The sequence below is a fragment of the Priestia sp. 3CA3 genome (assembly GCF_056836725.1).
This window is the reverse complement of the sequence record NZ_JBXENJ010000020.1, coordinates 1-25,125: the sequence shown is the minus strand read 5'-3', so window position 1 is coordinate 25,125 and position 25,125 is coordinate 1. Positions and strand designations below refer to the sequence as shown.

22 protein-coding genes are annotated in these 25,125 nt (G+C 37.7%); 4 read left to right on the top strand and 18 right to left on the bottom strand.

The genetic code is table 11. From position 1 onward, the window contains the following. Positions 1 to 23: 23 nt before the first annotated feature. The 3 genes from cshA to AC1VNJ_RS25580 all read right to left on the bottom strand — a co-directional run bounded on the left by cshA (position 24) and on the right by AC1VNJ_RS25580 (position 4,294). Complete coding sequence (gene cshA, locus AC1VNJ_RS25590; RefSeq protein ID WP_028411884.1) at positions 24 to 1,535, bottom strand: degradosome RNA helicase CshA; 1,512 nt, start codon at positions 1,533 to 1,535, stop codon at positions 24 to 26. A gap of 196 nt (positions 1,536 to 1,731) precedes the next feature. Further along, the gene (locus AC1VNJ_RS25585; protein WP_033580800.1) at positions 1,732 to 3,114 is read right to left on the bottom strand and encodes a UDP-N-acetylmuramoyl-tripeptide--D-alanyl-D-alanine ligase; all 1,383 of its coding nucleotides are present in this window, start codon (positions 3,112 to 3,114) and stop codon (positions 1,732 to 1,734) included. 97 nt (positions 3,115 to 3,211) lie between these two features. After that, the gene (locus AC1VNJ_RS25580) at positions 3,212 to 4,294 is read right to left on the bottom strand and encodes a D-alanine--D-alanine ligase (protein WP_013054995.1); all 1,083 of its coding nucleotides are present in this window, start codon (positions 4,292 to 4,294) and stop codon (positions 3,212 to 3,214) included. Between the two features lie 293 nt (positions 4,295 to 4,587). Here AC1VNJ_RS25580 and AC1VNJ_RS25575 point away from each other — a divergent pair, with 293 nt between their 5' ends. Genes AC1VNJ_RS25575 through AC1VNJ_RS25565 form a run of 3 tightly spaced genes read left to right on the top strand, consistent with a single transcriptional unit; the run spans position 4,588 to position 6,915 of the window. Beyond that, positions 4,588 to 5,100, top strand: coding sequence for an FMN-binding protein (locus AC1VNJ_RS25575; protein WP_033580799.1), 513 nt, complete (start codon positions 4,588 to 4,590; stop codon positions 5,098 to 5,100). Between the two features lie 14 nt (positions 5,101 to 5,114). Continuing rightward, the gene (locus tag AC1VNJ_RS25570) at positions 5,115 to 6,044 is read left to right on the top strand and encodes an FAD:protein FMN transferase (protein WP_251440924.1); all 930 of its coding nucleotides are present in this window, start codon (positions 5,115 to 5,117) and stop codon (positions 6,042 to 6,044) included. Further along, positions 6,025 to 6,915, top strand: coding sequence for an RnfABCDGE type electron transport complex subunit D (locus tag AC1VNJ_RS25565; protein ID WP_482641528.1), 891 nt, complete (start codon positions 6,025 to 6,027; stop codon positions 6,913 to 6,915). Before AC1VNJ_RS25570 ends, AC1VNJ_RS25565 begins: the two co-directional genes overlap by 20 nt. 16 nt (positions 6,916 to 6,931) lie before the next feature. On the opposite strand, the gene AC1VNJ_RS25560 is transcribed toward AC1VNJ_RS25565, so the two are convergent. The 10 genes from AC1VNJ_RS25560 to mscL form a co-directional block, all read right to left on the bottom strand. Further along, the gene (locus AC1VNJ_RS25560; protein WP_482641527.1) at positions 6,932 to 8,167 is read right to left on the bottom strand and encodes a sensor histidine kinase; all 1,236 of its coding nucleotides are present in this window, start codon (positions 8,165 to 8,167) and stop codon (positions 6,932 to 6,934) included. Then, positions 8,160 to 8,837 carry a response regulator transcription factor gene (locus AC1VNJ_RS25555; protein WP_028411890.1) on the bottom strand — a complete coding sequence of 226 codons (678 nt, stop codon included), beginning with the start codon at positions 8,835 to 8,837 and terminating at the stop codon, positions 8,160 to 8,162. Before AC1VNJ_RS25555 ends, AC1VNJ_RS25560 begins: the two co-directional genes overlap by 8 nt. A 145-nt stretch (positions 8,838 to 8,982) precedes the next feature. Further along, the gene (locus tag AC1VNJ_RS25550; RefSeq protein WP_154992511.1) at positions 8,983 to 10,095 is read right to left on the bottom strand and encodes an acyltransferase; all 1,113 of its coding nucleotides are present in this window, start codon (positions 10,093 to 10,095) and stop codon (positions 8,983 to 8,985) included. Positions 10,096 to 10,313: 218 nt separating this feature from the next. Beyond that, complete coding sequence (locus AC1VNJ_RS25545; protein WP_482641526.1) at positions 10,314 to 11,387, bottom strand: ABC transporter substrate-binding protein; 1,074 nt, start codon at positions 11,385 to 11,387, stop codon at positions 10,314 to 10,316. Beyond that, a complete protein-coding gene (locus tag AC1VNJ_RS25540) occupies positions 11,384 to 12,190 on the bottom strand; it encodes an ABC transporter permease (protein ID WP_328158180.1) in 807 nt (268 codons plus the stop codon). Before AC1VNJ_RS25540 ends, AC1VNJ_RS25545 begins: the two co-directional genes overlap by 4 nt. A 1-nt stretch (position 12,191) precedes the next feature. Then, positions 12,192 to 12,992 carry an ABC transporter permease gene (locus tag AC1VNJ_RS25535; protein WP_028411894.1) on the bottom strand — a complete coding sequence of 267 codons (801 nt, stop codon included), beginning with the start codon at positions 12,990 to 12,992 and terminating at the stop codon, positions 12,192 to 12,194. Next, a complete protein-coding gene (locus AC1VNJ_RS25530) occupies positions 12,982 to 14,091 on the bottom strand; it encodes an ABC transporter ATP-binding protein (protein ID WP_028411895.1) in 1,110 nt (369 codons plus the stop codon). The genes AC1VNJ_RS25535 and AC1VNJ_RS25530 overlap by 11 nt, the downstream gene beginning before the upstream one ends. A 20-nt stretch (positions 14,092 to 14,111) precedes the next feature. After that, on the bottom strand, positions 14,112 to 14,654 hold the full coding sequence (locus AC1VNJ_RS25525; protein WP_028411896.1) for a helix-turn-helix domain-containing protein: 543 nt from the start codon (positions 14,652 to 14,654) through the stop codon (positions 14,112 to 14,114). Positions 14,655 to 14,849: 195 nt separating this feature from the next. Continuing rightward, positions 14,850 to 16,919: an LTA synthase family protein gene (locus tag AC1VNJ_RS25520; RefSeq protein WP_033580796.1), complete on the bottom strand. Its 2,070-nt coding sequence runs from the start codon at positions 16,917 to 16,919 to the stop codon at positions 14,850 to 14,852. 195 nt (positions 16,920 to 17,114) lie between these two features. Further along, positions 17,115 to 17,510, bottom strand: coding sequence for a large conductance mechanosensitive channel protein MscL (gene mscL, locus AC1VNJ_RS25515; RefSeq protein ID WP_028411898.1), 396 nt, complete (start codon positions 17,508 to 17,510; stop codon positions 17,115 to 17,117). A 277-nt stretch (positions 17,511 to 17,787) separates the two neighbouring features. Here mscL and AC1VNJ_RS25510 point away from each other — a divergent pair, with 277 nt between their 5' ends. Beyond that, on the top strand, positions 17,788 to 18,324 hold the full coding sequence (locus AC1VNJ_RS25510) for a L,D-transpeptidase (RefSeq protein ID WP_033580795.1): 537 nt from the start codon (positions 17,788 to 17,790) through the stop codon (positions 18,322 to 18,324). A 36-nt stretch (positions 18,325 to 18,360) separates the two neighbouring features. On the opposite strand, the gene AC1VNJ_RS25505 is transcribed toward AC1VNJ_RS25510, so the two are convergent. From AC1VNJ_RS25505 to AC1VNJ_RS25485, 5 genes are all read right to left on the bottom strand, one after another. After that, positions 18,361 to 18,846 carry a VOC family protein gene (locus AC1VNJ_RS25505; RefSeq protein ID WP_028411900.1) on the bottom strand — a complete coding sequence of 162 codons (486 nt, stop codon included), beginning with the start codon at positions 18,844 to 18,846 and terminating at the stop codon, positions 18,361 to 18,363. An 89-nt stretch (positions 18,847 to 18,935) separates the two neighbouring features. Next, positions 18,936 to 20,078, bottom strand: a complete 1,143-nt coding sequence (locus AC1VNJ_RS25500) for a mannitol-1-phosphate 5-dehydrogenase (RefSeq protein WP_049162670.1) — start codon at positions 20,076 to 20,078, stop codon at positions 18,936 to 18,938. A 5-nt stretch (positions 20,079 to 20,083) separates the two neighbouring features. Next, a complete protein-coding gene (locus AC1VNJ_RS25495) occupies positions 20,084 to 22,174 on the bottom strand; it encodes a BglG family transcription antiterminator (RefSeq protein ID WP_033580794.1) in 2,091 nt (696 codons plus the stop codon). A 60-nt stretch (positions 22,175 to 22,234) separates the two neighbouring features. Beyond that, complete coding sequence (locus AC1VNJ_RS25490; RefSeq protein WP_049162667.1) at positions 22,235 to 24,127, bottom strand: PTS mannitol transporter subunit IICBA; 1,893 nt, start codon at positions 24,125 to 24,127, stop codon at positions 22,235 to 22,237. Between the two features lie 160 nt (positions 24,128 to 24,287). After that, positions 24,288 to 25,125: SH3 domain-containing protein (locus tag AC1VNJ_RS25485; protein WP_482641525.1), on the bottom strand; the 838-nt coding region annotated here is incomplete at its 5' end.

Below are 25,125 nucleotides of genomic sequence, written 5' to 3'. Positions count from 1 at the left end.
GCCTATTAAGGCTCGTTTTTATTTTACGCTTTGCTGCGAGAATCTTTACGATTACTGCTGCTATTGCGATTTCTATTATCACTGCCGTTGCTTCCACCGCGACGCTTGTCACCAAAACGCTTTGAGTTTCCACGACGATTTTGCTGTGAGTAGTTTTTAGAGTTAGAACGTGAACGACCTCCGCCATTTCCACGTTTGTTTTTATCACCTTTTGCAATTACCGGTGGTTCAGCAGTTAATTGAATTGGTGATTCATTTGGTTCTTTTGTAAATAATTTGATTGCCGCTGCCACTAATGAAACTGAATCGTGCTCTTCAAGTAACTCTTCTGCCAACTGTTTGTAGTAAGATAAGTTGCCTTGTGTCACAGATTCCGTTAATTTGTCAGCTGCAATACGCTGTTGACCTTCCATTGCTTCATCAAGCGTTGGAGCAGTCATACGCTCCATTTTACGTTTTGTTGTACGCTCAATATTGTGTAACTGTCCAGTTTCTCTTGGCGTTACAAATGTCATAGCAGCACCCATTTTACCAGCACGTCCTGTACGTCCGATACGGTGTACATAGCTCTCCGGATCTTGAGGGATATCAAAGTTGTATACATGAGTAACACCCGAAATATCAAGTCCGCGTGCAGCTACGTCTGTCGCAACTAATACATCAATAGAACCTTCTTTAAATTGACGTAGTACAGATAGACGTTTCGATTGTGTCAAGTCACCATGGATACCTTGTGCAGAATAACCACGCATATTTAATGCTTCTGATAACTCATCAACACGGCGCTTTGTACGACCAAAGATGATAGCTAATTCAGGTGATTGCATATCTAAAAGACGAGTAAGGATATCAAATTTACGCTTTTCTTGTACTTCTAAATAATACTGCGTAATGTTTGGCATCGTTACTTCTTTTGCTTTTACTTTTACCACTTTTGGTTCGTTCATGAATTTTTCAGCAATGCGACGGATTGGAGTAGGCATTGTTGCTGAGAATAAAAGTGTTTGGTGGTTCTCAGGTACGTTTGATAAGATTTTTTCAATGTCTTCGATGAATCCCATGTTTAACATTTCATCTGCTTCATCTAAAATAACTGTATGAACGTCTTGTAGACGAAGTGTACGACGATTAATATGATCTAGCATACGTCCTGGTGTCCCTACGATGATATGAGGGTGCTTTTTCAATGCACGAATTTGACGACTGATATCTTGACCACCATAAATTGATAGCACGCGTACACGCTTTGTTTGACCAATTTTGTAAAGTTCTTCAGATACCTGTACAGCAAGTTCACGAGTAGGAGCAATAATTAACCCTTGAATTGCATCTACGTTTACATCAACTTTTTCAATAAGAGGAATACCAAATGCCGCTGTTTTCCCTGTTCCTGTTTGTGCTTGTCCGATCAAATCGTGACCTTCTAGTGCTAATGGGATAGTTTCTGATTGAATTGGTGTTGCTTCTTCAAAACCCATTTTACTCACAGCTTTGTTAAGCTGTTGACTTAATCCTAAATCTTGAAATAATGCCAAGTTTTTCAAACTCCTTTTATATTTAGACTATCTATATTTTACAAAAAAAAGCATTCTCCGAGGAAACGGAAAATGCTCTAAACGACTACTTCAATAAATTCAACGTTTAGAGTATAAGCGCCTCAAGACACTCAGACTACATCATAACACTATGGCTTTCCGTTTGCAATAGAGCTTACTTATACTCTTTTTAATATCACGGTAATTTATGCATCATTTTTGAGATAACTTCCTCAAGCTTCATCCCTCGAGATGCTTTCACTAAAACCACATCTTCTCTTGTTGTAATCGCTGTTAATTTTTCAACAAGCTCATCTTTCTCCTCAAAGTGTATTACCTTATCTTCTGCAAAATTATTTTTTGCTCCTTGCTCAATTTCAACAGATAAAGGACCGTATGTTAGAACATAATCAATTTTTTCTGCTTGAATAAACTCTCCCACTTCTTTGTGGAACTCTTTTTCCTGATCGCCTAATTCAAGCATATCCCCGAGAACAAGAATTTTTTGCTTATAGCCTTCTAAATCATGCATCAACGTGATAGCAGCTTTAACGGACGTTGGACTTGCGTTATATGCGTCGTTAATGAAGGTCAGGCCATCTGTTCGTTTTACAAGCTCCATACGCATATTTGTTAGCTTTAATTCTTTTAATCCCTTAGCGATTGTTTCGTTGTCTAGTCCAAAATAATGACCTACCGCAATAGCAGAAAGCGCATTGTGAACATTATGTTTACCTAATACCGGGATAAAGAATGAATATGTTGTTTCACGTGAAACAGTGAATGTTGTTCCTAACTCTTCGGCTGAAATAGCACTTGGATACAAATCGTTTTGTTCTGAGCTGCCAAATGTCACCGTTTCAAATGCTGGATTAACTACGCGCGACGTTAAAAGTGGCTCATCACCATTATAGACAAGCTGACCTGTTGGTGCTAAGCCGCTTGTAATTTCTAATTTTGCCTCCGCAATTCCATCACGACTTCCTAAGTCTTGAAGGTGCGATTCTCCGATATTTGTAATAATGGCCACATCAGGCTCCGCTAAATTAGAAAGAAACTCAATCTCCCCTCGGCTGCTCATGCCCATTTCTAAAACGGCAATATCATGAGTTTCATCTAAACGCAAAATAGTAAGCGGCATGCCAATATGATTATTAAAGTTTCCATCTGTTTTCAGAACACGGTAAGTTGTATCAAGCACAGCTTTCACCATGTCTTTTGCCGTTGTTTTTCCGTTACTTCCTGTAATGCCCACTACTTTAATATCTAACTCGTGACGATAGGATTTCGCTAATTGCTGAAGAGCTTCTAGCGTATCATCGACTAAAATAACGCTAATGTCTGTCGGTGGGTTTTCTTCATCTTTGTTCCACAGAGTAGCGACCGCTCCGTTTTCAATTGCTTTATCGACAAATACATGCCCGTTAAAACGTTCCCCTTTAATTGGGATATATAAATTGCCTTGCTGAATAGTTCTCGTATCAATTGAGACTCCCTCAATTACAGTTGCTTCGTTCCCGCTATGAAATACACTTCCTGGAATCATTGCAGCTAGCTGTTTAAGCGTACGTTTAATCATTGTTGGTTTGCTCCTCTCGATATAAAGTAAACTATGGATACTATTTAATTGAAACTAAACACAGAAACACTATTCATGATGAATAGTGTTGTGTGAGTTACATTGTGTGTTTAATTTGCTGCTTTTCAGTATGACGTTCAATTGCTAGTGATACAAGTTTTTCAATTAAATCTGGATATTCAACACCTGCGTGTTTCCACAATAACGGGAACATACTGAAAGGTGTAAAACCAGGCATCGTATTCACTTCATTAATAATGAATTTACCTTCTGATGTTAAGAAGAAATCTGCACGTACAAGGCCAGATCCATCAATTGCTTTAAATGCTTTGATTGCTAGTGCTGACATTTCTTGATGCTGTTCTTCTGTAATTTCAGCTGGAATAATAAGACCTGTATCGCCGTCTTCATATTTTGCTTTGTAATCGTAAAACGCTTTTTTAGGTAAGATTTCTCCAACTACTGAACAAGCTGCTTCATCATTCCCTAACACACCAATTTCAACTTCACGACCAACTGCTGCTGCTTCTACAATGATTTTTCGATCAAATAAGAAGGCTTCAACAAATGCCGCTTCTAACTCTTCGCGGTTATCACATTTGCTAATCCCAACACTTGAACCTAAGTTTGCTGGTTTAACAAAGCAAGGGTATCCAAGTGTTTCTACTTTTTCATACGCAGCCGTTCGATCTGCTTCCCACTCGCGGCGGATAAATGATACGTACTCCACTTGAGGCAGACCTGCCTGTGCAAACAGCTGCTTCATTACAACTTTATCCATACCAGCTGCTGAAGCTAATACGCCGTTTCCAACATAAGGAATATTCAATAATTCTAATAATCCTTGTACCGTACCATCTTCTCCATTTGGACCATGAAGAAGTGGGAAAATAACATCTAGTTGATCATCTGTTTTTGAATCTGTTAATGCAAACATTTCTGTATTCAATGAAACTGGTGAAATAGCTGTTCCGTTATCTTGAATTTCTAATTGAGCAACTGTTTCAAGCGGACCAGTCAGCTGTGTGCCGCGAATCCATTTTCCTGTTTCTGTAATGTAAATTGGATGCACTTCATATTTATCGTGATTAATTGCTTTTGAAACTGCTAGAGCTGTTTGTAAAGATACTTTATGTTCAGCGGATTTTCCTCCGTATAAAAGGCCAAGCTTAATTTTCACTGATGTTCCTCCTAACACATATTCATCTTTTCTATTTTATCATGCACGTTTAGATAGTAAACAGAAATATTAACTATTATTACGTATGTCAAAATAGCTAGGCTTGTGAAAGAAATTCCAGCTTCTCCTTTCATTATTTAAAATGACCTTTTCACTTGAATCATTTATTTTTGAAAAAACTTTTTTGATTTTAAATCTTTTTTAAAAGTTTATTTATAAAGTTTATTTATGCTAAAGATCACCATCAATAATTGAAGCTATAGTTCTGGTATAAATCAGGAGGTTCAACAAATATGAGTAAAATGGGAAAAACGATGATTGCTGCATGCAGCGTAGCCATTGGAAGTATTTATGCAACTGGTTATATAAACACTCTATCTGACGCGCAAGCTGTTCAAGTCACACCGGCTCATCATCAGAAAAAAACGAGAGATCAGACAGACAATCAAACGATTGTTAATGATAACTGGGGAGAAGATATCGCTTCTTCTAATAAGCACCCTTCATCAGCGAGTACCGAAAGTTCTGCTCCTAAAACAAAATACAAAGATGGAACGTATTCTGGTCAAGGAAGCAACCGTATCGGAACTGTTTACGTATCTGTGACCATTAAAAACGACCGAATTGATACAGTTGAAATTACAGAAGCGGATACTCACTATTCTGAGAGTTACATTGAGGATCTTCCGTCTCAAGTCGTACAAAGACAAAGCTCAGATGTCGACGTCGTGAGCGGAGCAACGCTTAGCACAGAAGATTTTCAAAATGCCGTGGATGACGCCCTTCAGCAAGCAATGAATGCATAAAGGAGAAACGAATGATGTCCATAAAAACGTATAGCCGCTCTGTCTTATGTATGGGAACAACCGTGTCCATTCAAGTAATTGCTCCCCAATCGGAGGAAGCAAATGTCCTTCACCATATCTCAAAGGCATTTACTATTTTTAAGACCGTCGAAACGACATGCAGTCGATTTGATGCCAAAAGCGAAGTTATGAAGCTAATTAGACATATCAAAGAACCTGTTGCTGTTAGCCCCCTATTATTTGAAGCCCTTCATTTCGCTATCTTAGTAGCAGATGAAACGCATGGAATCTTTGACCCAACGGTAGGAAAACAATTAGAAAAACGTGGTTTTAACGAACATTATTTAGATGGAAAGTCCGTACAAGTGAACGAAGCAGTCGATTCTGGAAGTTATAAAGACATCGTATTGAATACACATAAAAAAACGGTTCTCTTACAAAAACCGATGATTATAGATCTTGGAGCGGTCGCCAAAGGATTAGCTATTGATTTGGCTGCCCACTCCCTTCCTTATCAGCATTTTATGATTAATGCCGGAGGAGACATCCTAGTTAAAGGACTCAATCAACACGGAGATTTGTGGAAAGTCGGGATTCAGCACCCTCAGATTCAAACGCAGTCATTACTGACCTTGCGTGTAACAGATACGGCTGTCTGCACATCAGGAAATTATGCTAGAAAAAATAAGACGCAACCATTCATGCATCATTTGGTTAATCCCTTATCTCCATCTACTAGAAGCAGTCTAATGAGTTGTACAGCTATTGCTCCTTCTGCCATGCTGGCCGATGCATTATCTACATCAGCTTTTATTTTAGGAGCGGAAAAAGGAGTAAATTTATTGAATGATGCCGACGTACGCGGCGTACTCTTCGATTCTAGTTTCACTCCTTTTTTCACATCAGATATGGAGGAATTAATGAATGATGACCACACGTTCTGAACGAAGAAGCGGTGTTAAATATATTAGTACACCCAAAGGTTATATTATTGTAGATGAAAACAAACCAAAAGAAATAAGTCGGTGGGGGCAGCTAGTTAAAACACCTAAAAGATACGTGATGGCTATGCTGCTGCTTTTAACCTTATTAGGTGAATTCAACTCTTCTGCCTTTCAAGGATTAGGACACCTACTACTCGCCGTATGCTCGGCGGCCGCCTTAGATTTAGGATTTTCTTTTGCTTATAAAAAGAAAATTCAGCTTCCTGACGGCGGAATTATTACTGGATTAATTATTGCCTTAGTGCTCAGTACCTCTACACCTGCTTGGGTCACATTTTGCACTGTAGCTGTTGCTATTTTATCGAAGCACTTAGTAAAAGTAAAAAAGAAGCCTATTTTTAACCCTGCCGCTTTTGGTCTTCTCTTTTCACTTATTGTCTTTTCAAGCGGCCAAAGCTGGTGGGGAAGCTTATCTTTACTACCCGTCTGGCTCATTGTATTCGTGTTTGTGACAGGGTACCTTGTGACGAGCAAAGTACATAAATTCCCTCAAGTATTTGCGTTTTTAGGCGTGTATTTTGCTATTTTTACGATTATGTCATTAATAGGAGTAGGTGATGTAGCGGATGCTTTACGAGCTCCTTTTGTTAATTCCGCTTTATTTTTAGCCTTCTTTATGGTGACGGATCCGCCAACTTCTCCTGCGAAGTATAAAGACCAAATAAAATTTGGGATGCTTGCAGGGGCGATTAGCGCCGTAGATTACTTAGTTTTTGGCGGCCTTGCCTATTTATTAATCGGCCTGTTACTTGCTAATGCATGGAAAGCATGGAAGACTGCAAACAAAAAAGTGACAAAAAAAGCTGCCTAATGACAGGCAGCTTTTTTCATAGCGGAATTTTCACATAAAATTCCGTACCCACGTTTTTTTGACTAAAAACCTTAATTTCTCCGTCATGAGCTTGTACAATCCATTTGGCAATCGCGAGCCCTAAACCTGATCCTCCTTCGGCACGCGCCCGACTCTTATCACTTCGATAAAAGCGATCAAACACATACGGAAGATCTTTCGCTTCAATTCCAATGCCTGTGTCTTTGACAATTAGCGTCATAGAGTGATGATGTTTCTTTAGACTAATATGAATGCTTTCTCCAGGTAGGGTGTACTTAAAAGCGTTGTCTAACAAAATCATACATAGCTGATGAAGTCGTTCTTGATCTCCTCCGAACATTAACGATTCAATTTCCCTTGTGAAATGCAGCTCCTTTAGTTCAAATATAGGCTCAAACTGATTAGCTACTTTATCAACTAGCTCACCCATATTAAAGACCGTTTTGTTTAGCAGCTGTGCACTTGAATCAGATCTAGCGAGTGTTAGTAAGTTGCCCACCAGCTTCGTCATCCGCTTTACTTCGTTTAAGCTTTGATAAATGTTTTCGCTTTCTTGCTCAATCGTATGATTTGGTCGTCTAAACAATAGCTCGAGATGCGTTTGCATCACGGAAAGAGGCGTCCTTAACTCATGGGAAGCATCTGCAATAAATTCGACTTGTTTGTTCCAAGATTTTTGAATAGGTACAAGCGCTCGATTGGCTAAAAACAAGCCAGCTACAAGGGAAAGAAGCAGTCCAATAAAAGCTGAAATGACAAGAAGAAAAGCAAGGTGCTCTAAGGTTTGAGTTTCTGGATCTACGTTTAAGACAAGTTGAATTGTTGAAACGTCTTGATCTTTTATATATCCTTCATTTTTCACATTCATCACTCGATAAGCATGACCGTTTACCTCTTGCGACGTTTTGATTTTCCCTTCTGAGAGCGCAGGCTTAAAGTCGTCAATATCGTTTGTATATAACCCTTTTTTAGGTGTAATTTTGATTAATTTTTTATCACTGCTCCAAAGTAAAAACGCAACGCGACGTTCTGTTTCTCTCTCATTGTTTTCCTGAATTTCATGTAAATTTCTTTTTTTAACCTGCTCGCTCATCTCACTTAGCCGATTGTCCGGGTTTAAAAAAATAAGATGCTGCATGTAAAAATATAAAACCACACTAAAAATGCTCAAGATAACCATCAGCACCATTGTGTTAAATAACACAAGCCTGATTCTCGTCTTTTTAAACATGCTCTTCCCCTTTTAACATAAAGCCTACGCCTCTGACTGTACGTACATAATTGTCACAATTAAAAGGCTGAAGCTTCTTTCTTAAATGGTGAACATAAACATCAACTACGCCCACTCCTACATCGGATGTAAAACCCCATACCCGATTAAAAATTTGATCTCGAATAAGGATTTGTTCTTTATTTCGAATAAAATATTCCAAAAGCTGAAATTCTTTAATCGTTAACGTGAGGACACTTCCATTAATCACTACTTCATGATTGGCTTCTCGTATAGAAATGGGACCATATGAAATCATACCTTCTTCTGCCTGCAAGTCCCTAAGCATTACCCTTAACCTCGCAAAAAGTTCAGCCATGGCAAAAGGCTTAACCAAATAATCATCGGCTCCATAATCGAGTCCTTTCACTCGATCTTCTACACTATCTTTTGCAGTAAGAAAAATAACTTTGGTCAACACCTTTTGTTTTCTTAGTTTTTTTAGTATGTCAAGCCCTGTCATACCCGGCAGCATAATATCTAAAATTAAGGCATCATAAATATTCTGCTCCGCTAAAAACAAACCTTCATCTCCATCAGACGCACAATCAACTTCATATCCTTCTTCTTTTAAGCCTTCTACGATACCGTGTAATAATGAAGCATCATCTTCTACCACAAGTACACGCATATCAAATTCCCCCTTTTGTGATTACCTAAATAATCATTATCTTAGCATGTCACTTTTAAAAATATTTTAAAACTAGCGCGTTATCATCTCTTATACTTTATAAAAAAAGTTATGCCTGCAAGCAGGCATAACTTTTAACTAAACGCTATTTATGATCAGGACGTCGGTAAATGAACACCGCTTCTTTTGGCAGTTTACCAAACAAAAAGCTAGCAAACGGTAAAAGACGATGACATCCCCAAATAATGAGGTAACAGCCCGCTAATGTCAAAATATAACGTGCCAAGATTTCCACGTGAAACATATAGTTGCCTTGTATTGGTACTGCTTTTGCCACAAAGTTTAAAACCATTGGATGAATCAAGTAAAATCCAAACGAGTACATGGCAATATTTTTAACGACCGTCACGGACTTCACAGAAAGCTTTTCAGCTAATATCTCTGCAATTCGGAAGAAGAAATAACTTCCCACGACCAAATAAAGCGTATTAACAGCCTCATACGTAAAGCCTGAAATGTGAATTGTCTTCATTGTGTATAAGTGATAATTTAACAGTGAAATAGCTATTCCCGATCCGAGCGTCACCAGAAATAATACAATATTTGAACGACTGTACTTTTTATCCACTTGTTCGCGATAATAAATACCAATCCAACCGCCGAGTAAAAACGTAGCCATTGTATTTAAAAATAAATTAAATGAAGTGATATGATACGTATTGTTAAGCATTAAATAACCAAGCTGAATGATAATACCAAACAGCCACATGTATTTTTTAAAAATGGTTACTTTTTGTGCTAGCCATACAAAAATCGGCAGCACGAGATACACTTGTACAATTAAAAAGATAAAATGAAGCTGATAGTAGGACTCTCCGCGTAAAATACGTTTCACAATATCAGCTGCATTTAATTCTGTTGCTCCCACATAGTACGAATAAAATTCATAAATAAGTGCCCAAATAACATAGGGAACTAAAATATATGTCACTCTTCGAGCATAATACGTTTTCCATAAAGTCTTTGTTAACGGCTTGTTAATGTAACTATAAAAGAAAACTAAACCTGTGATCACAATGAAGATCCCTGCTTCAATTCGAACAATTCGGTTAAGGAAATGATATTTCTGATAAGCTTCACTTGCAAATGGCAGTACCGTTGCATACGCTGCTGTTACATGTACGAGCACAACCATCATCATAGCGAATAATCGTAAAAAATAAATGGATTGAATATGCTGCTTTTGTTTTTGCTTCACTTTTTCTCTCCTATATAATGTGAAATATACATTCTAGATGAATAATAGAACATTCAATTTTTTCTTATCTTTCCCGTTTTACAAATAAAAAAGCTAATAACATAAAATAAATGTTATTAGCTTTACTCGTTTGTATTTTATCTTTCCTCTTGCTATCACGCAACTGAATTTACAAAAACAATAAAGAACTTGAGTATAAAGGCCTAACTAAGTACCTTTTATTTACGGTGCATTTTGAATTCTAAAAATAATTCATTGTAATAAGCAAGCATTCGTTTGCCTAAGTTATTATATACTTCAAGCTTATTGGTTAGTTCTTCATCCGGATAAAAACGTTCATCTTTCGCTACTTCTTTCGGCAAATAATCTAACGCTTTTTTATTAGGCGTAGAATACCCTACATATTCTGCATTTTGAGAAGCGTGTTTAGGATCTAGCATAAAATTCATGAATTTATGTGCACCTTCTACGTTTTTAGCCGTTTTTGGAATAACCATGTTATCGAACCATAAATTCGAACCTTCTTCTGGAACAACGTAATTCAGCTTATCGTTTTCACTCATAATTTCAGAAGCATCACCTGACCAAACAACGCCAACTGCCGCTTCTTCATTTGCTAGGAGCATCTTAATCTCGTCTCCTACAATGGCTTTTACGTTTGGTGTTAATGTATCAAGCTTTCTTTTTGCTTCTTGAAGATGAGCTTTATTCGTATCATTTAATGAATAATTTAAGCTGTTTAGCCCCATTCCCATCACTTCTCTAGCACCATCTGCAAGTAAAATTTGATTTTTTAGCTTAGGATCCCATAAATCATTCCAACTCTTTATCTTCTTACCATGAATCATATCAGAGTTATAAACAATACCCACAGTTCCCCAAAAATAAGGAATAGAGTACTTATTGCCAGGATCAAAAGATAGGTCTAAAAAACGCGGATTAATGTATTTTAAATTAGGCAGCTTCGAATGATCAATTGGCAATAGTAAATTTTCTTCACGCATCTTGCTAATCGCGTATTCAGAAGGAACAGCAATATCAAATGTCGTACCGCCTTGTTCAATTTTTGTCATCATTGCTTCATTCGAATCAAAGGTCTGATAAATGACTTTAATTCCGGTTTCTTTTTCAAACTGATTCACTAAATCAGGATCAATATAATCTCCCCAATTATAGACGGTCAGCGTATCTCCTCCAGAGTATCCTTCGGCATTGTTCAAATGATGAACCACATACATAAGAACGAAAGAAAGGATGACGATGAAGATAAACTGCTTTGCTAATTGCTTCATTTTCCAGTCGCCACCCCTTTCGCTTTATTGCCATATCGCTGACTGATAAAGTAATAACCAATTACAATCAGCACGGTAAACATGAAAATAAGAGTAGAAAGAGCATTGATTTTCAGCGAGACCCCTCTTCTTGCTAACGAGTAAATTTCTACTGAAAGCGTGGAAAAACCATTCCCGGTCACAAAGAACGTAACCGCAAAGTCATCCAAAGAGTAAGTTAAAGCCATAAAAAAGCCTGCAAAGATACCCGGACGAATAAATGGCAATACCACTTTCGAAAGTACTTCAAAGCGACTTGCTCCCAAATCACGGGCTGCATCGAGCAGTGTCGGACTCATTTCCTGCAGCTTAGGCAGAACCATGATGACCACAATCGGTACACTGAATGCAATATGCGCTAATAATACCGATATAAACCCGAGCTTTACACCGATAATGGTAAATAGAATTAAAAAAGATGCGCCAATAATAACATCTGGACTCACAATTAACACATTATTAAATGTTAACAGTGTATTTTGAACACGTCTGCGCTTCACGTATACGATAGCAAGTGCTCCTATCACGCCAATAATCGTTGAAATAACGGAAGACAATAGAGCAATAATTAAGGTATTCAAGACAATAATGAGCAAACGTGTGTCTTGAAACACTTCTTTGTACCAATCTAACGTAAACCCTTCAAACTCTCGCATGTTTCCTCCGCTGTTAAAAGAGTAATACATTAAATAAAAAATGGGCGCGTATAAAATGAAAAAGACAAAAAATAAATAAAGGTGGCTGAACTTCCACTTTCTCTTCATTTTACACACCTCTCTTTCCAGTGCCTGTTATGAGCATCATAACGGCCATCGCAATAATTAAAAAGACAGCAATTGTGGCTCCCATGCCCCAATCCTGCGTCACTAAAAAATGTTGTTCAATCGCCGTTCCCAGTGTAATGACGCGGTTTCCAGCAATTAAACGCGTAATCATAAAGAGTGACAGTGCTGGAATAAAAACAGCCTGACAACCTGATTTAACCCCTTCTAGCGTTAGCGGAAATACCACGCGCTTAAATGTCACCCATGAAGATGCCCCCAAGTCTCGTGAAGCGTAGATAAGCGAGGGATTAAGTTCTTCTAAAGAGTTAAAGATCGGCAAAATCATAAAGGGGATAAAAATATACACTGATACAAATACAAAACTAAAGTCAGTAAATAAAATTTGATGAGTACCAAATCCCAGAAATTCAGTAAATTTATTAACCGTACCGTACGTGCCGAATATGCCTAAAAAAGCATAAGCTTTTAATAATAGGTTAATCCACGTCGGTAAAATAATCAGTAGAAGCCAAAGCTGCTTATGCTTAAGCTTCGTTAGTAAATAAGCTGTTGGATAAGAAAAAACCAAGGAAAATAACGTAATTAAAAAGGCATACCAAAATGAGCTCAGCGTCATCTGTAAATAAACAGGGGTAAAAAATTTCTTATAGTTTTCAAGCGTCAGCTCATTATCAATGCTGAAAAAAGAATAATAGACAACTAACACAATGGGAGCAACTACAAAAAGCAAAATCCATAACACATACGGGACTAAATAAATATTTCTTGATTTAGTTTGCATGGTAATCCTCTTCATAACCTTCGAGTCGCTTATCGAATTCTTCTTCCGTTTCATTAAATCGCATAACGTGAATAGCTTCAGGTTCAAAATATAAACCAATTTCTTCGCCAACCGTTGCCTTTTTTGTAGAGTGGACGAGCCACTCATTCCCTGCATGGTCATAGCCTAAAATTTCATAATGGACTCCTCTAAACAGCTGTGAATCTACACGAACCTGCAGCTTTCCTTGATCGGAGCTTGTAATGGCTAAATCTTCAGGGCGAATCACAATTTCAACCTGCTCATTTCGGTTTAACCCTTGATCGACACATTCAAATTGCTGGCCGCCAAACTCCACTAAAAAGTCAGCAATCATTTTACCTGGTACAATATTTGATTCACCAATAAAATCGGCAACAAAACGATTAATTGGCTCATCATAAATATCTGTAGGTTCCCCGCTCTGCTGAATTCTTCCTTTATTCAAAACAAAGATTTCATCGGACATCGCAAGCGCTTCTTCTTGATCGTGCGTAACAAAAATGAACGTAATACCTAGACGGCGCTGTAATTCTCTTAACTCGTATTGCATTTCCGTACGCAATTTTAGATCAAGAGCTGAAAGCGGCTCGTCCAGCAGAATGACTTCGGGCTGATTTACAATTGCTCGTGCAATGGCTACGCGCTGTCTTTGACCGCCCGACATTTCCTTTATTTCTCTCTTTTCATATCCTTCTAGGTTAACAAAGCGAAGGGCTTCTTTAACTTTTATCCCAATATCAGCATTTTTCATCTTCTTGATTCGAAGACCAAATGCTACATTTTCAAATACATTCAAATGCGGGAAAAGCGCGTAGTCTTGAAAAACCGTATTAACCTGACGTTTGTTAGCCGGGACATCATTAATTCTTTTTCCATTAAAATAAATCGTTCCGCTCGAGGCCTCCGTAAAGCCTGCAATTAATCGTAAAATCGTTGTCTTTCCACATCCCGATGGACCTAAAAGGGTATAAAACTTCCCTTTTTCAATTTCAAAGCTAACATGATCCAATACAACTGAATCATTATCATATTGCTTGGTCACATTTTCAAATTGAATAATTGTATTCGTAGATGTCATTTCACTTCACCTCTTTTGTTCTATAAATAAGACTCTGTCGCCACGATAATTAACTCTGTTATTCCGTCATGAGCATTTAAAATCTGATGTTCTTCAGAAGCTTGAAAATAGATGGTTTCCCCTTGTTTAGCCTCATATATTCTGCCTCCAAGCTTCACCTTCACACACCCGCGCAAAATGTAGCCAAACGTTTCTGAAAGAGAAGGTTCAAATCTCTTAAATGCACCTTTTTCATGAAGAATAAGACGAATTGGCTCCATTTCTTTTTCATTTGATTCATGTACAAGCCACTGAATATGGTAACCTTTTTCATCTTCGCAATAACTCGTGTAGTCTTCCTCTTTATATACAACCTTTTGAACATGCGTATCAATTTCGAAGAATTCTTTCGGTTCGCACCCCAGCACTTCCAAAATACTAAAAAATGTTTCTAAAGACGGCGAACTTAAATCGCGCTCTAGCTGCGAAATATAGCCTTTGCTTAAATCAGTACGTTCTCCTAGCTCTTCTTGTGTTAAGCCTTTTTTTAATCGTAAATTCTTAATTTTCTTTCCTATTTCCATACTCTCGATCCTCAACTGTATTTAAAATTAGCAAACAGCATGAATAATTGTTCATGCTGTTCCAAACTCAAGTTTTGTTTTACTTAACTTAAAGTTTACTTTTAACCTTAAAATATTATACATGAATTATTTTTTAGTACAACCTTAAACACTTAAAAAATAAAAACTCCTTTTATTTAAAAGGAGTTTTTATTTTTATTTATACAACCTATGCGTTTCATACTGTTTCCCGGATAATGTATCAAACTCAACTTCATGGTAATCTTGAAGGTCTTTTGCAGCTTTATTAGAGAGCGCTGCCGGCTCATCCACTAGCTTTCCTTTTGAGTTTATATACATATTTGAACGAAAAGCCGGCACTTCTGTTTTCATTTGATTCAGCTGATCGTAGAACAGATTACTTTTGTAACCAAGAGATTGAACAAGTGTCGGAGCAATATAAATAGGACTCATCGTACCAAGATTTTTATCTATTTTTGTATCATAATTAGATAAAAATAAGAGCGGCGTCTCATAAAATTTTTGAGATGTTTGCTGCGTTTTCTCGTTTCCAAAACCCGTTTCTTTGTAAGCTTGAAGGTTTTGTCCAAGTGCTGGCAAATGATCTCCCCAAAATACTACAATGGTCGGCTCGTCCAACTTTTGAATTTCATCGTTCAATCGTTTTAAAGCAGCATCTGAACGTTTGATTCCTTCAGCATAAATTTCAATTTCCTTTTGCATTTCTGGTGATAACCCTTTACCGGTTACTTTAATTGTTTCCTGACCATTATACTTATCCGCAGAATAAGGAAGATGATTTGCAATCGTTACAGCATGCACAAATGCAGGCTTTTTCGACTGACGAAGCGTATCGAGTACTTCATCAACTACAGCTTCATCAGAAACAAATTCTTTGTTATCTTTTTGCGTATGCTTCATTTGATCAATAAACTTCACTTGATCAAATCCCAAATTTGGATACACATTTTGTCTCATATAAAGCATGCCGCTGTTTGGATGCATAGCTGTTGTAGCATATCCTTGTTTTTCTAAATAAGAAACAAAAGACGGATATTCTTTTTTACTCAATACATGCTGATAAGGAAGACCTCCAGGGTTAAAGAAAGACAAAGAGTAGCTCGTCAATGCTTCAAACTCTACATTAGCTGTCTCCCCGCCAAATGAAGGACTTAAAGACCACCCAGAAGGATATTTCTTTTGAAGCTCCCTTGTATTTTTCATTGGATCTTCAGAGAACGTCACGTTAAGCTTTGTTGGGTCCCAAAACGTTTCATTCATTACAAACACAACGTTTGGCTTGACTTCAGTCCTGCTTTCTTGTGTTTTCTCTTCCTTTGACTGAATGCGTTTTGCCACTTTGGCCATTACTTCCTGTGAGTAGTCATCCGGCTCTTGCAGCACATCTGTTTTAACATTTGAAATCATGCCAATAACAGGTCCATTATAGTAATAATTATTTTGCTGATTCCAAGGCATCAGCGCAGCATATTGATCATAATATTTTTGAGCAAACGAGTGTTCAAAGAATAAAAATGATTTCATTAAAAAGATAAGCGGCAGAATCATAATAATTCGAAGAAACCATCGAATTTTAATTTTCGGCAAGAAAAACCAAAGAGCGATCAGTACGACAATAGATCCAATAACTCCTATGACAATAGGAATTGAAATCGAATCTTTAATCATCGGAATAACTTCTTTTAACTGACTTGCCTGAATAAAATCGTTCGGGAACAATGGTTCATTTCGAAAGATTTTTTTATAATAGTTTACAAGAGCTAAAATAAAATACAGAACAAAGGTAATTCCAGCCCCTAAATAAGCTTCCCCTACTAGCATAATGATCGCTAGTGTTAACAGCGAAAGTAAAAAGACCGTAAAAAGATAGCGTTCAGGGTATGCTTGCACCCACTCTATTGTTTTGCCTGGATTATGTATATCAATATGATAGATAACAAAAACCATAGCAGAAACGGCTGCTACCGCAATTGAAAACACAATTGCCGTAAAAATGGCGTACCACTGCGAACCTTGTATTCTCTCTATCTGATTAAATCGAATTAGCAAATAGAAAGTGAGCGCCCATAAGACAAGTGAGCATCCCCCTATTAATACGACGAACCCAGCTGTATGGATTTGGGCCCAGTCAAACAATATCTTTGTGTCATTTGATATATTAAGCATAACAACACTGTATAAAAAAACGCTAAGCAGCCCATACGCCACCAGCATTGGCAAAGAACGATACAAATGTTTAAACATAACCTTAAGCCTCCTATTTACAATATCTTAACACTTTTAATATGATTTTAACATTCCTATCTCTCTCGCTTTCACGCCTAATTTTCCCATGATCATACCACTAACATTTCCCGAGAAATTTCACACAAAAAAAGCCCGCTTTTCTTATGAAAAGACGGGCCTCTTAGCCGTTTTATACATATGTAAAAATTGCTGTTATGAACGCTCTTTCACTGCTTCTGCTTTTAGCAGATCACGAATTTCTGTTAAGATCTCTTCTTCTTTTGACAGAACAGCCACTTCTTCCTCTACTTTCTCTTCTTCTTTTCTCTTAAAACGATTAAAGAAACGAATAAATAAGAAAATCGAGAATGCAACAATTAAGAAATCAACAATTGTTTGAATAAAAGATCCATATAATACCGTAGCATCTCCAACCGTAAAGGATAAATCTTTAAAGTCTATCCCTGCTAACAACAAACCAATCAGCGGCATAATAATATCATTTACAAGAGACGTGACAATTTTTCCAAATGCAGCTCCAATAATAACACCGACAGCTAAATCTAATACATTTCCTCGCAAAGCAAACTCTTTAAATTCTTTAAGCATCTGTTTATTCCACCTCCTGCCCTTCATTTCAAACTTTCATGATAATACATCCTAAATTAAACAGACAAGGTGCATTTTCATTTTTCTCTTTTTCATGAGATATGTACCAGACCTTTAGTTGTATTTCTGCCCAGATTTTCACTTTATATTCGCATGTAAAAACGCACTTTCAGTTTTCATTCAGGTAAGGTTCATGTTCAGTCCATTTTTCTTTTATACACTAATAGCATGTAATTCATCAAATATGTAATCGAACAATAGAGGAGATGGCTAGAACGTGAGAAAAATTCTACTGCGAGCAGCGGCTTTGTGTCTCGCAGCTATTATCAGTATTTCTTATACAGCAAGCACGGCGGACGCAAGTGAAAACACAGCAAGTGAAGATTTAATTATTATTAATAAAAAAACAAATCAGCTTGCTTATTTTCATAACGGAAAGTTAGAAAAGACGTATTCAGTAGCTACGGGAAAAACATGGAGCGATACGCCGGTAGGCTTTTTCAAGATTGTTAACAAAATTAAAAATCGCCCTTACTATACAGGGCACATTGCAGGAGGCGCTCCTAATAATCCTCTTGGCTCTCGCTGGCTAGGGCTTAATGCAAACGGAACAACCGGCGACACATACGGTATTCATGGGAATAACTCAGAAGCTAGCATTGGCAAATATGTAAGCCACGGCTGCGTACGGATGCACAATGCGGATGTGGAAGAACTATTCGATAAAGTAGCAGTAGGAACATCTGTAACTATTACGTATTCATCAAAAACCTTCGAAGAGCTGGCAAAGGTATATGGCTACGGACAGCTGTGAAAAATAAAAGCTTATCCAAAAAATGTGGATAAGCTTTTATTCTTCTTTATTCCCATACATGAGCTCCGTACTATGTGAATATAGCTCAATAATATTCCCAAACGGATCTTCGCAATAAATTAAGTAATAAGGTTTTCCAGGTCTTGTATTCCATACTTGGCTACGCTTTTTACCGCCTGATTGTTCGATTTTATCCGCTAATTTTTCCACGTCATCGGCTATTAAACACATGTGAAAATAACTTTGATACTGCTCATCGCTGTCTTTTAATACAAGAGGCATTTGCGGCTTATTAAATTCAAACAGTTCAATGCCTACCTGGTTATCAGCTGTCATGTGAGCATTTTTCATTTTTTTAATATGAGACCCTAGTAAATCTTGAGTCATATTTTCAGCTTTTTCTTCCTCCGCATTAAACGTATAAGGACCGGCAATCAGCTTAAAACCTAAAACTTTCCCATACCACTGGACGGCTTCTTCTACATCAGGTACAGCTAATCCAACGTGAGTAATAGCTACCATTTTATCATCCTCCTATACACAAACATTCCCTTTCTACAAAAAGAAAAACAGCCCATTTAAAATGGACTGTTTACACGTATTAGAGTCATTTACGATTTTAAAGCATTATATTGAGCAATGATTTCTTTTGTTAAATTATTACTTGCCTCTAACCCACTGACCTCTTTTAACACATACTCAATACCATACTCATGAATATTCGCTTGAAGCTTCATAGCCTCTTTATCTTCTTGCGGGTCAAATAGAAGCGCAGCAGCGATGGCCTTCGCTAAGTGGGTATAAGAAAGGCCCGCTTTTTTTGCTTCTAGCGCTGGACGAATCAAACGATCCTGAGGTCCAAGCTTGCGAATTGGCGCTCTTCCTACCCGTTTAACTGAATCATTTAAATGAGGATTCTTAAAGCGCTCAATAATTTTTACGATGTAGGCTTCGTGTTCCTCTCTATCTAAGTCATATCTTTTAATTAGATAGTCTCCTGTTTCTCGTAGCGTTTGCTGTACTTGTTGGTAAATATCTGAATCTCTTAACGTTTGATCAATCGTTTCTTTTCCTTTTAAATAACCAAAATATGCAATCACCGCATGTCCTGTATTTACTGTAAATAGCTTTCTTTCAATAAAAGGAGCAAGGTCAGGCACAATCGTCATTCCTTCTACAAAAGGAATATTTTCAGGTGCCTCTACTACCCATTCATAATAGGATTCTACTAAAACATCAAGCGAACCTTGGTTGTGTTGAAGAGGTACGATACGATCTACAGCTGAATTGAAGAAAAAGACCTTATTTACCATATGAGCTTTTGTCTCTTCATCCAGCGCATCAAAAATATAGCCTTTTAATAAATCTGTCGCAGAGATTTGATTTTCACATGCAATAATATATACCTTTTCGTCGCTTTTTTTCACACGCTCAGCCAAACCTTTAGCAATTAAAGGAGCAATGCGAGGCAGAACGTTCGGTCCGATGGCTGTCGTAATGTACGTTGCTTCTTTAATCGCTTTAATGACTGCTTGTTCTTGCGTCAGATTATTTAAACCAGATACGTTTTGAACAGCTAATGTCTCTGGGTGCTCTGCGGCTGTTATTACGTTATACCCTTCATCTGTGTTTAACTGATTAATAATCTTTTCAGCAATATCTACGAATGTAACGTGATAGTTGCTTTGAGAAAATAATGCCCCAATAAATCCTCGCCCAATATTACCTGCTCCAAAATGAACTGCTTGTTTCACAAAAATCATTCCTTTATCAAATTATTTCGAAGGTACTCATGAAACGTATCCTCTAGCCTTTTGCGAATTATCTCTTCGTTCGAAGACGAAAAAACCATCATTGCTTCATGATCTTCAATTAAACTTGTACTAATTAAACTTAAGATTTCTTGCTGTACTTCACTTAACTCCTCAGGTGCTAGCATTAATAGAAGGTTACGCGCCTGCATGTTTGTTCCGTCCATACCTTTAACTGTGCAAGGCTGTTCTAAATGTGAAACTTGAAAAATCAGCTCTTTCACGTGATGTTCACGGCAATGGAACAGTGCCATACTCGTTTGCGGAATACCTAAACCGCCTTTGTTTTCTCGTTCCTTAAGCTGATCAATAACGCAGCTGGCATTGGTTATTAAACGTTCTTTTTCAGCTGCTTTTACTACGTGCGAAATCACTTGATCATGACTCACTGCATCCGAAAATCGATACATTCTAAGGTTTTGAAGAATTGATTCGATACTTCCATGCACATCTTTAATTTGCTTCATCGTTTCCTCAAAAGACGGTTTTTGTGTAGAGACGGTCTTATTTTTATATTGGAACGAACGATAGCCCTTATCTTTGGTTAACTTTTGAATGTTTTTCTGTAAAAAATTCTGAACGGACTGAATATCCTCTTCGGTTAAGAGTGGATTGACTAAAATGTAATCGACATTTAAAAAAGGAAGTCTTACTGTTGAAATCACTACGTCATACCCTTCAAGCGCCGCTTCTTTGATTTCTTTTACCGATTTAATGACAACTGAATTAATCTCCGGAATCTCTTTACGAATACGGCTAGCTAACATTTTCGAAGTGCCGATTCCAGTTGGACAGACAATCAGTGCCTGAATTTCCATGACTTCTTCTTTTAGCACTAGCGTTGAACCGAAATGCAAAACAAGATATGCCACTTCATCATCTGGAAAAACTAAATCCGGCAGCTCTTGATCGATACTGTTTCTCACAGCCATAAATAAAACAGGGTACTTTTTCTTAATCTCTTCCGTTAATGGATTAAAAAGCTCCATTTTTTGCTTAAGACGAAAAATTGCCGGTTCCATATGAGCAAGCAGCCCTTGGTAAAGGGAAAAATCACCGGTCAAGTCGGTGTTAAGCTGAACAGAAACATGAGAAATCATATTCTTAATAATCTGCCCAACCACTACGCTGTCGTAATATACGTCTCTAGTAGTTTGGAACTTAGCTGCACGCAGCCGTACTGCTAAGAAATGAATATCTTTTTCCGTGAAAGAAAGAGAAAATACCCGTTCAATTTCGCGGCAAATATCCTTCATTAAGAACAGTTCACTCGCCAGCTCTTCCGTTTGGCCGCCGTCGTCTTCTAGATACATTTGCTTTTTCGTTCGCTGTATCATAATGCAAATATGAACAATGAGCCCTATATAATCGCTGTCAGCCAGCTTAGAATGATGCTGATTAATCGCTTGATGTACAATTCGGTCTACTTCTGCTAAATAATTCGGATAAAAATAATGCAAAATCGTTTCATCCGTATGCTGATGATTTTCTACTAGAAACAAACATTCAATTAACTCTTCATTAAAGTGGACAAGAAAATAATTGGCTAATGCGTTCCGTTTATTGGCTTCAGTAGCTTGAACCTCTACTCCGACCCCTCTCTTTCGATGAAGGAAAACGTCAAATGTGGTTAACCACTCTGTTAATTCATCTAGATAAGCAGTTAGTGTAGTAATACTTACTTCTAAGTCTTTAGCCAGTGTTTGTAATTTAAATGAATCTCCTTCTTCTAGAAGAAGAATTAAAAGAATTAATTTTCTTTCCTGTGGAGACTGATCCGTCGTTTTAATCTTCATCAGCTCTTGGATAAGACGAAAAATTTGTTCATTTTTACCTTCAATCATTAGTCCTTCATCTTGTGTACGAATCAGCTTTAAATCAAATTTTTCAAGTATTGATTCAATTGCCTTCAAATCTCGGTGAACGGTTCTTACACTTACATTCAAAAAAGTAGCAAGTGTAAGTGCTGTATGCTTTCCTGCCGTTTTAATAATTAACTCAATGATTGATTTTTCTCTTGAAGTAATAAACAAGAACATCAACTCTTTTCTTATTTATAAACAAAGGATAAAAAGGCATCTTCATGCCTTTCTATCCCGTTAGTTACTTTGAATAATAGCCATTAATTCTTTAGCTGATTTGGCATGAACCATCTTTTCAATATTGTTCATATCAGAACATGTAATCGCGATACCAGATAAAATTTCTAAATGGGTGCCGTCTTTTCCGGCAATTCCGAAAATCAAACGAACTTTCTCACCATCAAAATCAACGCCTTCTGGAACTTGAATTACTGTAAAACCTGATCTTAAAACGTTCTTTTTCGCTTCTTCGGTACCGTGCGGAATCGCTACGTCATTTCCCATATAAGTAGAAGTCATATTGTCTCGCTCAATCATCGCTTCAACATAGTTTTCTTCTACATATCCGCCTTTTACTAACACACTTCCTGCAAATCGAATTGCTTCTTCCTTAGAAGAAAAGTGCTGATTCAAGAAAACGTTTTCTTCTTTTAATAAACCATCATTACTATCTGTATAGTTTTCTGCAGATACGTTCTTTTCTTCTTCCGCCTTAGAAGTAGTATGATCATTTTTTAGTTGATCAATTAGTTTGTCATATTCCGGGCTAGATAGAAAGTTATCCACCGATATATGATACGCATCTGGAACTTTGTTTTGAGCTCTTGGCGTTAGCTCTTCCTGTGTAATAACGATTTGAGCATCACTTGGAATATTACTGATAGCTGTATTTGTTACCGAAATATTTAAATCTGCTTGTTTAACTTTCTTGCGAAGAAGAGAGGCGCCCATTGCACTCGATCCCATACCTGCGTCACAGGCAAAAACAATTTTTTGAACGCTTGCTGGTACGTCGCCTTGCTGTTTTGTAAAGCTTCCTGCTACAGAGCTCTTCTTGCCCTTCATCTCTTGCATTTTGCGAGCTGCTTCGTCCAAATCTTCTGTTTGCTTGCCCGTTTTTAAAATTAACGAACCTACAATAAACGATACGACGGCTGCAACAAGAACACCTGAGATATTTGCAACATAGCTGCCTGCATTACCTGGTGTAGCAGCTAAAATAGCCAAAATACTTCCTGGTGAAGCAACGGCTTGTAAGCCTCCTCCTAAAAGAACAAATGTAAATACTCCGCTCATTCCTCCTAAAATAGCCGCAATGATTAGAAGAGGACGCATTAAAACGTAAGGGAAGTAAATTTCGTGAATTCCGCCAATAAAATGAATGATGGCCGCTCCCGGTGCTGACTGTTTTGCTGTTCCTTTTCCAAAGAAGCAATACGCTAACAGAATTCCTAATCCCGGACCAGGATTTGTTTCTAATAACAATAGAATGGACTGTCCGTTTGTTCGAATTTGTTCTGCTCCAATCGGAGATAAAATGCCGTGATTAATGGCATTGTTTAAGAATAAAATTTTAGCTGGTTCAATTAAAATACTTGTAAGAGGAAGAAGGCCATGTGCAACCATCCAATCTACACCCACTACAAGTGCACCTGTAAATCCGTCCACAGCTGGGCTAACTCCTAAAAAGGCTAGAATCGCTAGAATTCCTCCAAGAATACCTGCTGAGAAATTATTAATTAACATCTCAAATCCTGTTTTGACTTTACCTTCAATAAACTGGTCAAACTTCTTGATGATATAACCGCCCAGCGGCCCCATAATCATAGCGCCTAGAAACATCGGAATATCAGATCCAACAATGACGCCCATGGTCGCGATAGCACCTACAACGCCTCCGCGCTGATCGTGTACAAGCTTTCCTCCTGTGTAGCCGATTAGCAGCGGAAGCAAATACTTGACCATTGGATCCACTAGTTTGGTAAGGCTTTCATTTGGAAAAAAGCCTGTTGGAATAAATAAAGCAGTAATAAGTCCCCATGCAATAAATGCTCCGATATTTGGCATAACCATTGAACTTAGAAAGTTCCCAAATTTTTGTACAGCTACTTTTATATTAGATTGAGCCATTTGCTCTCTTCCTTTCTCTACGTGATGATACTTTAATCGTAAGAGATTAAACGCTTTCATTCAATGAATAGGAAAACTAACTTTGTCGTACCACAGACGGACAAAGCTTTTAATTACATAAAAAAGCAGCTGAATTACACGAATTCAGCTGCTTTCTAACTTAATATTTATCTAATTCACTTACAGGAGATTGAATAATAACTGGATTTTTCTCTGGATTTAACCATTTTAAAATAGAGACAACTTGTTCTTTAGAAGTGGCCGTACATCCTGCTGTATAATTTGTTCCTACATGAAAGAAGATTGCACTTCCCTTTCCTGGGGTTCTAGATTCATTATAATTAATGACAAACCCATAATCATAAGCCGGGATATCCATGTTCTCAGCGCTCGTCCAGCGGCCATTCGCTGGCTTTTGCTGCCACGTATTATACAGAGAGCTTTTTGAATCGTCTACCCACACATCATTTGATGTAATCTTTCGATATGGAAGCTTAGTTCCAGGATTTGCATAGCGTCCGAATGCTGTGCCAATTGTATATTTCCCTGTCGGAGACTCCATATCTCCTTCTTTTTTCGCTAAAGCGAATCCTTTTTGTCCAAGTACACCGTTCGCAGTTAAAACTTGCTTCCATTTTCCATCAACTTTTTCAAATGTTTGAATTTTAGCAGACTTCGTATCGTAGTTATCTGCTGTAACCAAGATGACTTGCTGAGCGTTGCCTAACGTTTTAAAAGAATCGACTACGAGCTTTGGAGACGCTGTAGCTGAAGCCTGTACATAGTCACTGCTTACATAGCCTGTGCGGCCGTTATAGTTAATTTTGTACCAGCTTCCGCTTTTGCTCACCACAGACAGCTTCTGGCCTTTTGTCACACTTCCTATAGATGCATAGTTGGTGCCTGCTCCGCTTCTTACGTTCAGCGTGCTCGCCGTTACTGTGTACGTTGTGCTTTCTGCTGGTGGCGTTGTTGGGGCCGTTGTTGTTCCCGATGCT

Coding starts and splice junctions, on each gene's coding strand:
- AC1VNJ_RS25585 (WP_033580800.1), bottom strand. CDS start 3,114: ATGATTAAACGTACGCTTAAACAGCTAGCTGCAATGATTCCAGGAAGT.
- AC1VNJ_RS25575 (WP_033580799.1), top strand. CDS start 4,588: ATGAGTAAAATGGGAAAAACGATGATTGCTGCATGCAGCGTAGCCATT.
- AC1VNJ_RS25570 (WP_251440924.1), top strand. CDS start 5,115: ATGTCCATAAAAACGTATAGCCGCTCTGTCTTATGTATGGGAACAACC.
- AC1VNJ_RS25565 (WP_482641528.1), top strand. CDS start 6,025: ATGATGACCACACGTTCTGAACGAAGAAGCGGTGTTAAATATATTAGT.
- AC1VNJ_RS25560 (WP_482641527.1), bottom strand. CDS start 8,167: ATGTTTAAAAAGACGAGAATCAGGCTTGTGTTATTTAACACAATGGTG.
- AC1VNJ_RS25555 (WP_028411890.1), bottom strand. CDS start 8,837: ATGCGTGTACTTGTGGTAGAAGATGATGCTTCATTATTACACGGTATC.
- AC1VNJ_RS25545 (WP_482641526.1), bottom strand. CDS start 11,387: ATGAAGCAATTAGCAAAGCAGTTTATCTTCATCGTCATCCTTTCTTTC.
- AC1VNJ_RS25540 (WP_328158180.1), bottom strand. CDS start 12,190: ATGAAGAGAAAGTGGAAGTTCAGCCACCTTTATTTATTTTTTGTCTTT.
- AC1VNJ_RS25535 (WP_028411894.1), bottom strand. CDS start 12,992: ATGCAAACTAAATCAAGAAATATTTATTTAGTCCCGTATGTGTTATGG.
- AC1VNJ_RS25530 (WP_028411895.1), bottom strand. CDS start 14,091: ATGACATCTACGAATACAATTATTCAATTTGAAAATGTGACCAAGCAA.
- AC1VNJ_RS25525 (WP_028411896.1), bottom strand. CDS start 14,654: ATGGAAATAGGAAAGAAAATTAAGAATTTACGATTAAAAAAAGGCTTA.
- AC1VNJ_RS25520 (WP_033580796.1), bottom strand. CDS start 16,919: ATGTTTAAACATTTGTATCGTTCTTTGCCAATGCTGGTGGCGTATGGG.
- mscL (WP_028411898.1), bottom strand. CDS start 17,510: ATGCTTAAAGAATTTAAAGAGTTTGCTTTGCGAGGAAATGTATTAGAT.
- AC1VNJ_RS25505 (WP_028411900.1), bottom strand. CDS start 18,846: ATGGTAGCTATTACTCACGTTGGATTAGCTGTACCTGATGTAGAAGAA.
- AC1VNJ_RS25495 (WP_033580794.1), bottom strand. CDS start 22,174: ATGTTCTTGTTTATTACTTCAAGAGAAAAATCAATCATTGAGTTAATT.
- AC1VNJ_RS25490 (WP_049162667.1), bottom strand. CDS start 24,127: ATGGCTCAATCTAATATAAAAGTAGCTGTACAAAAATTTGGGAACTTT.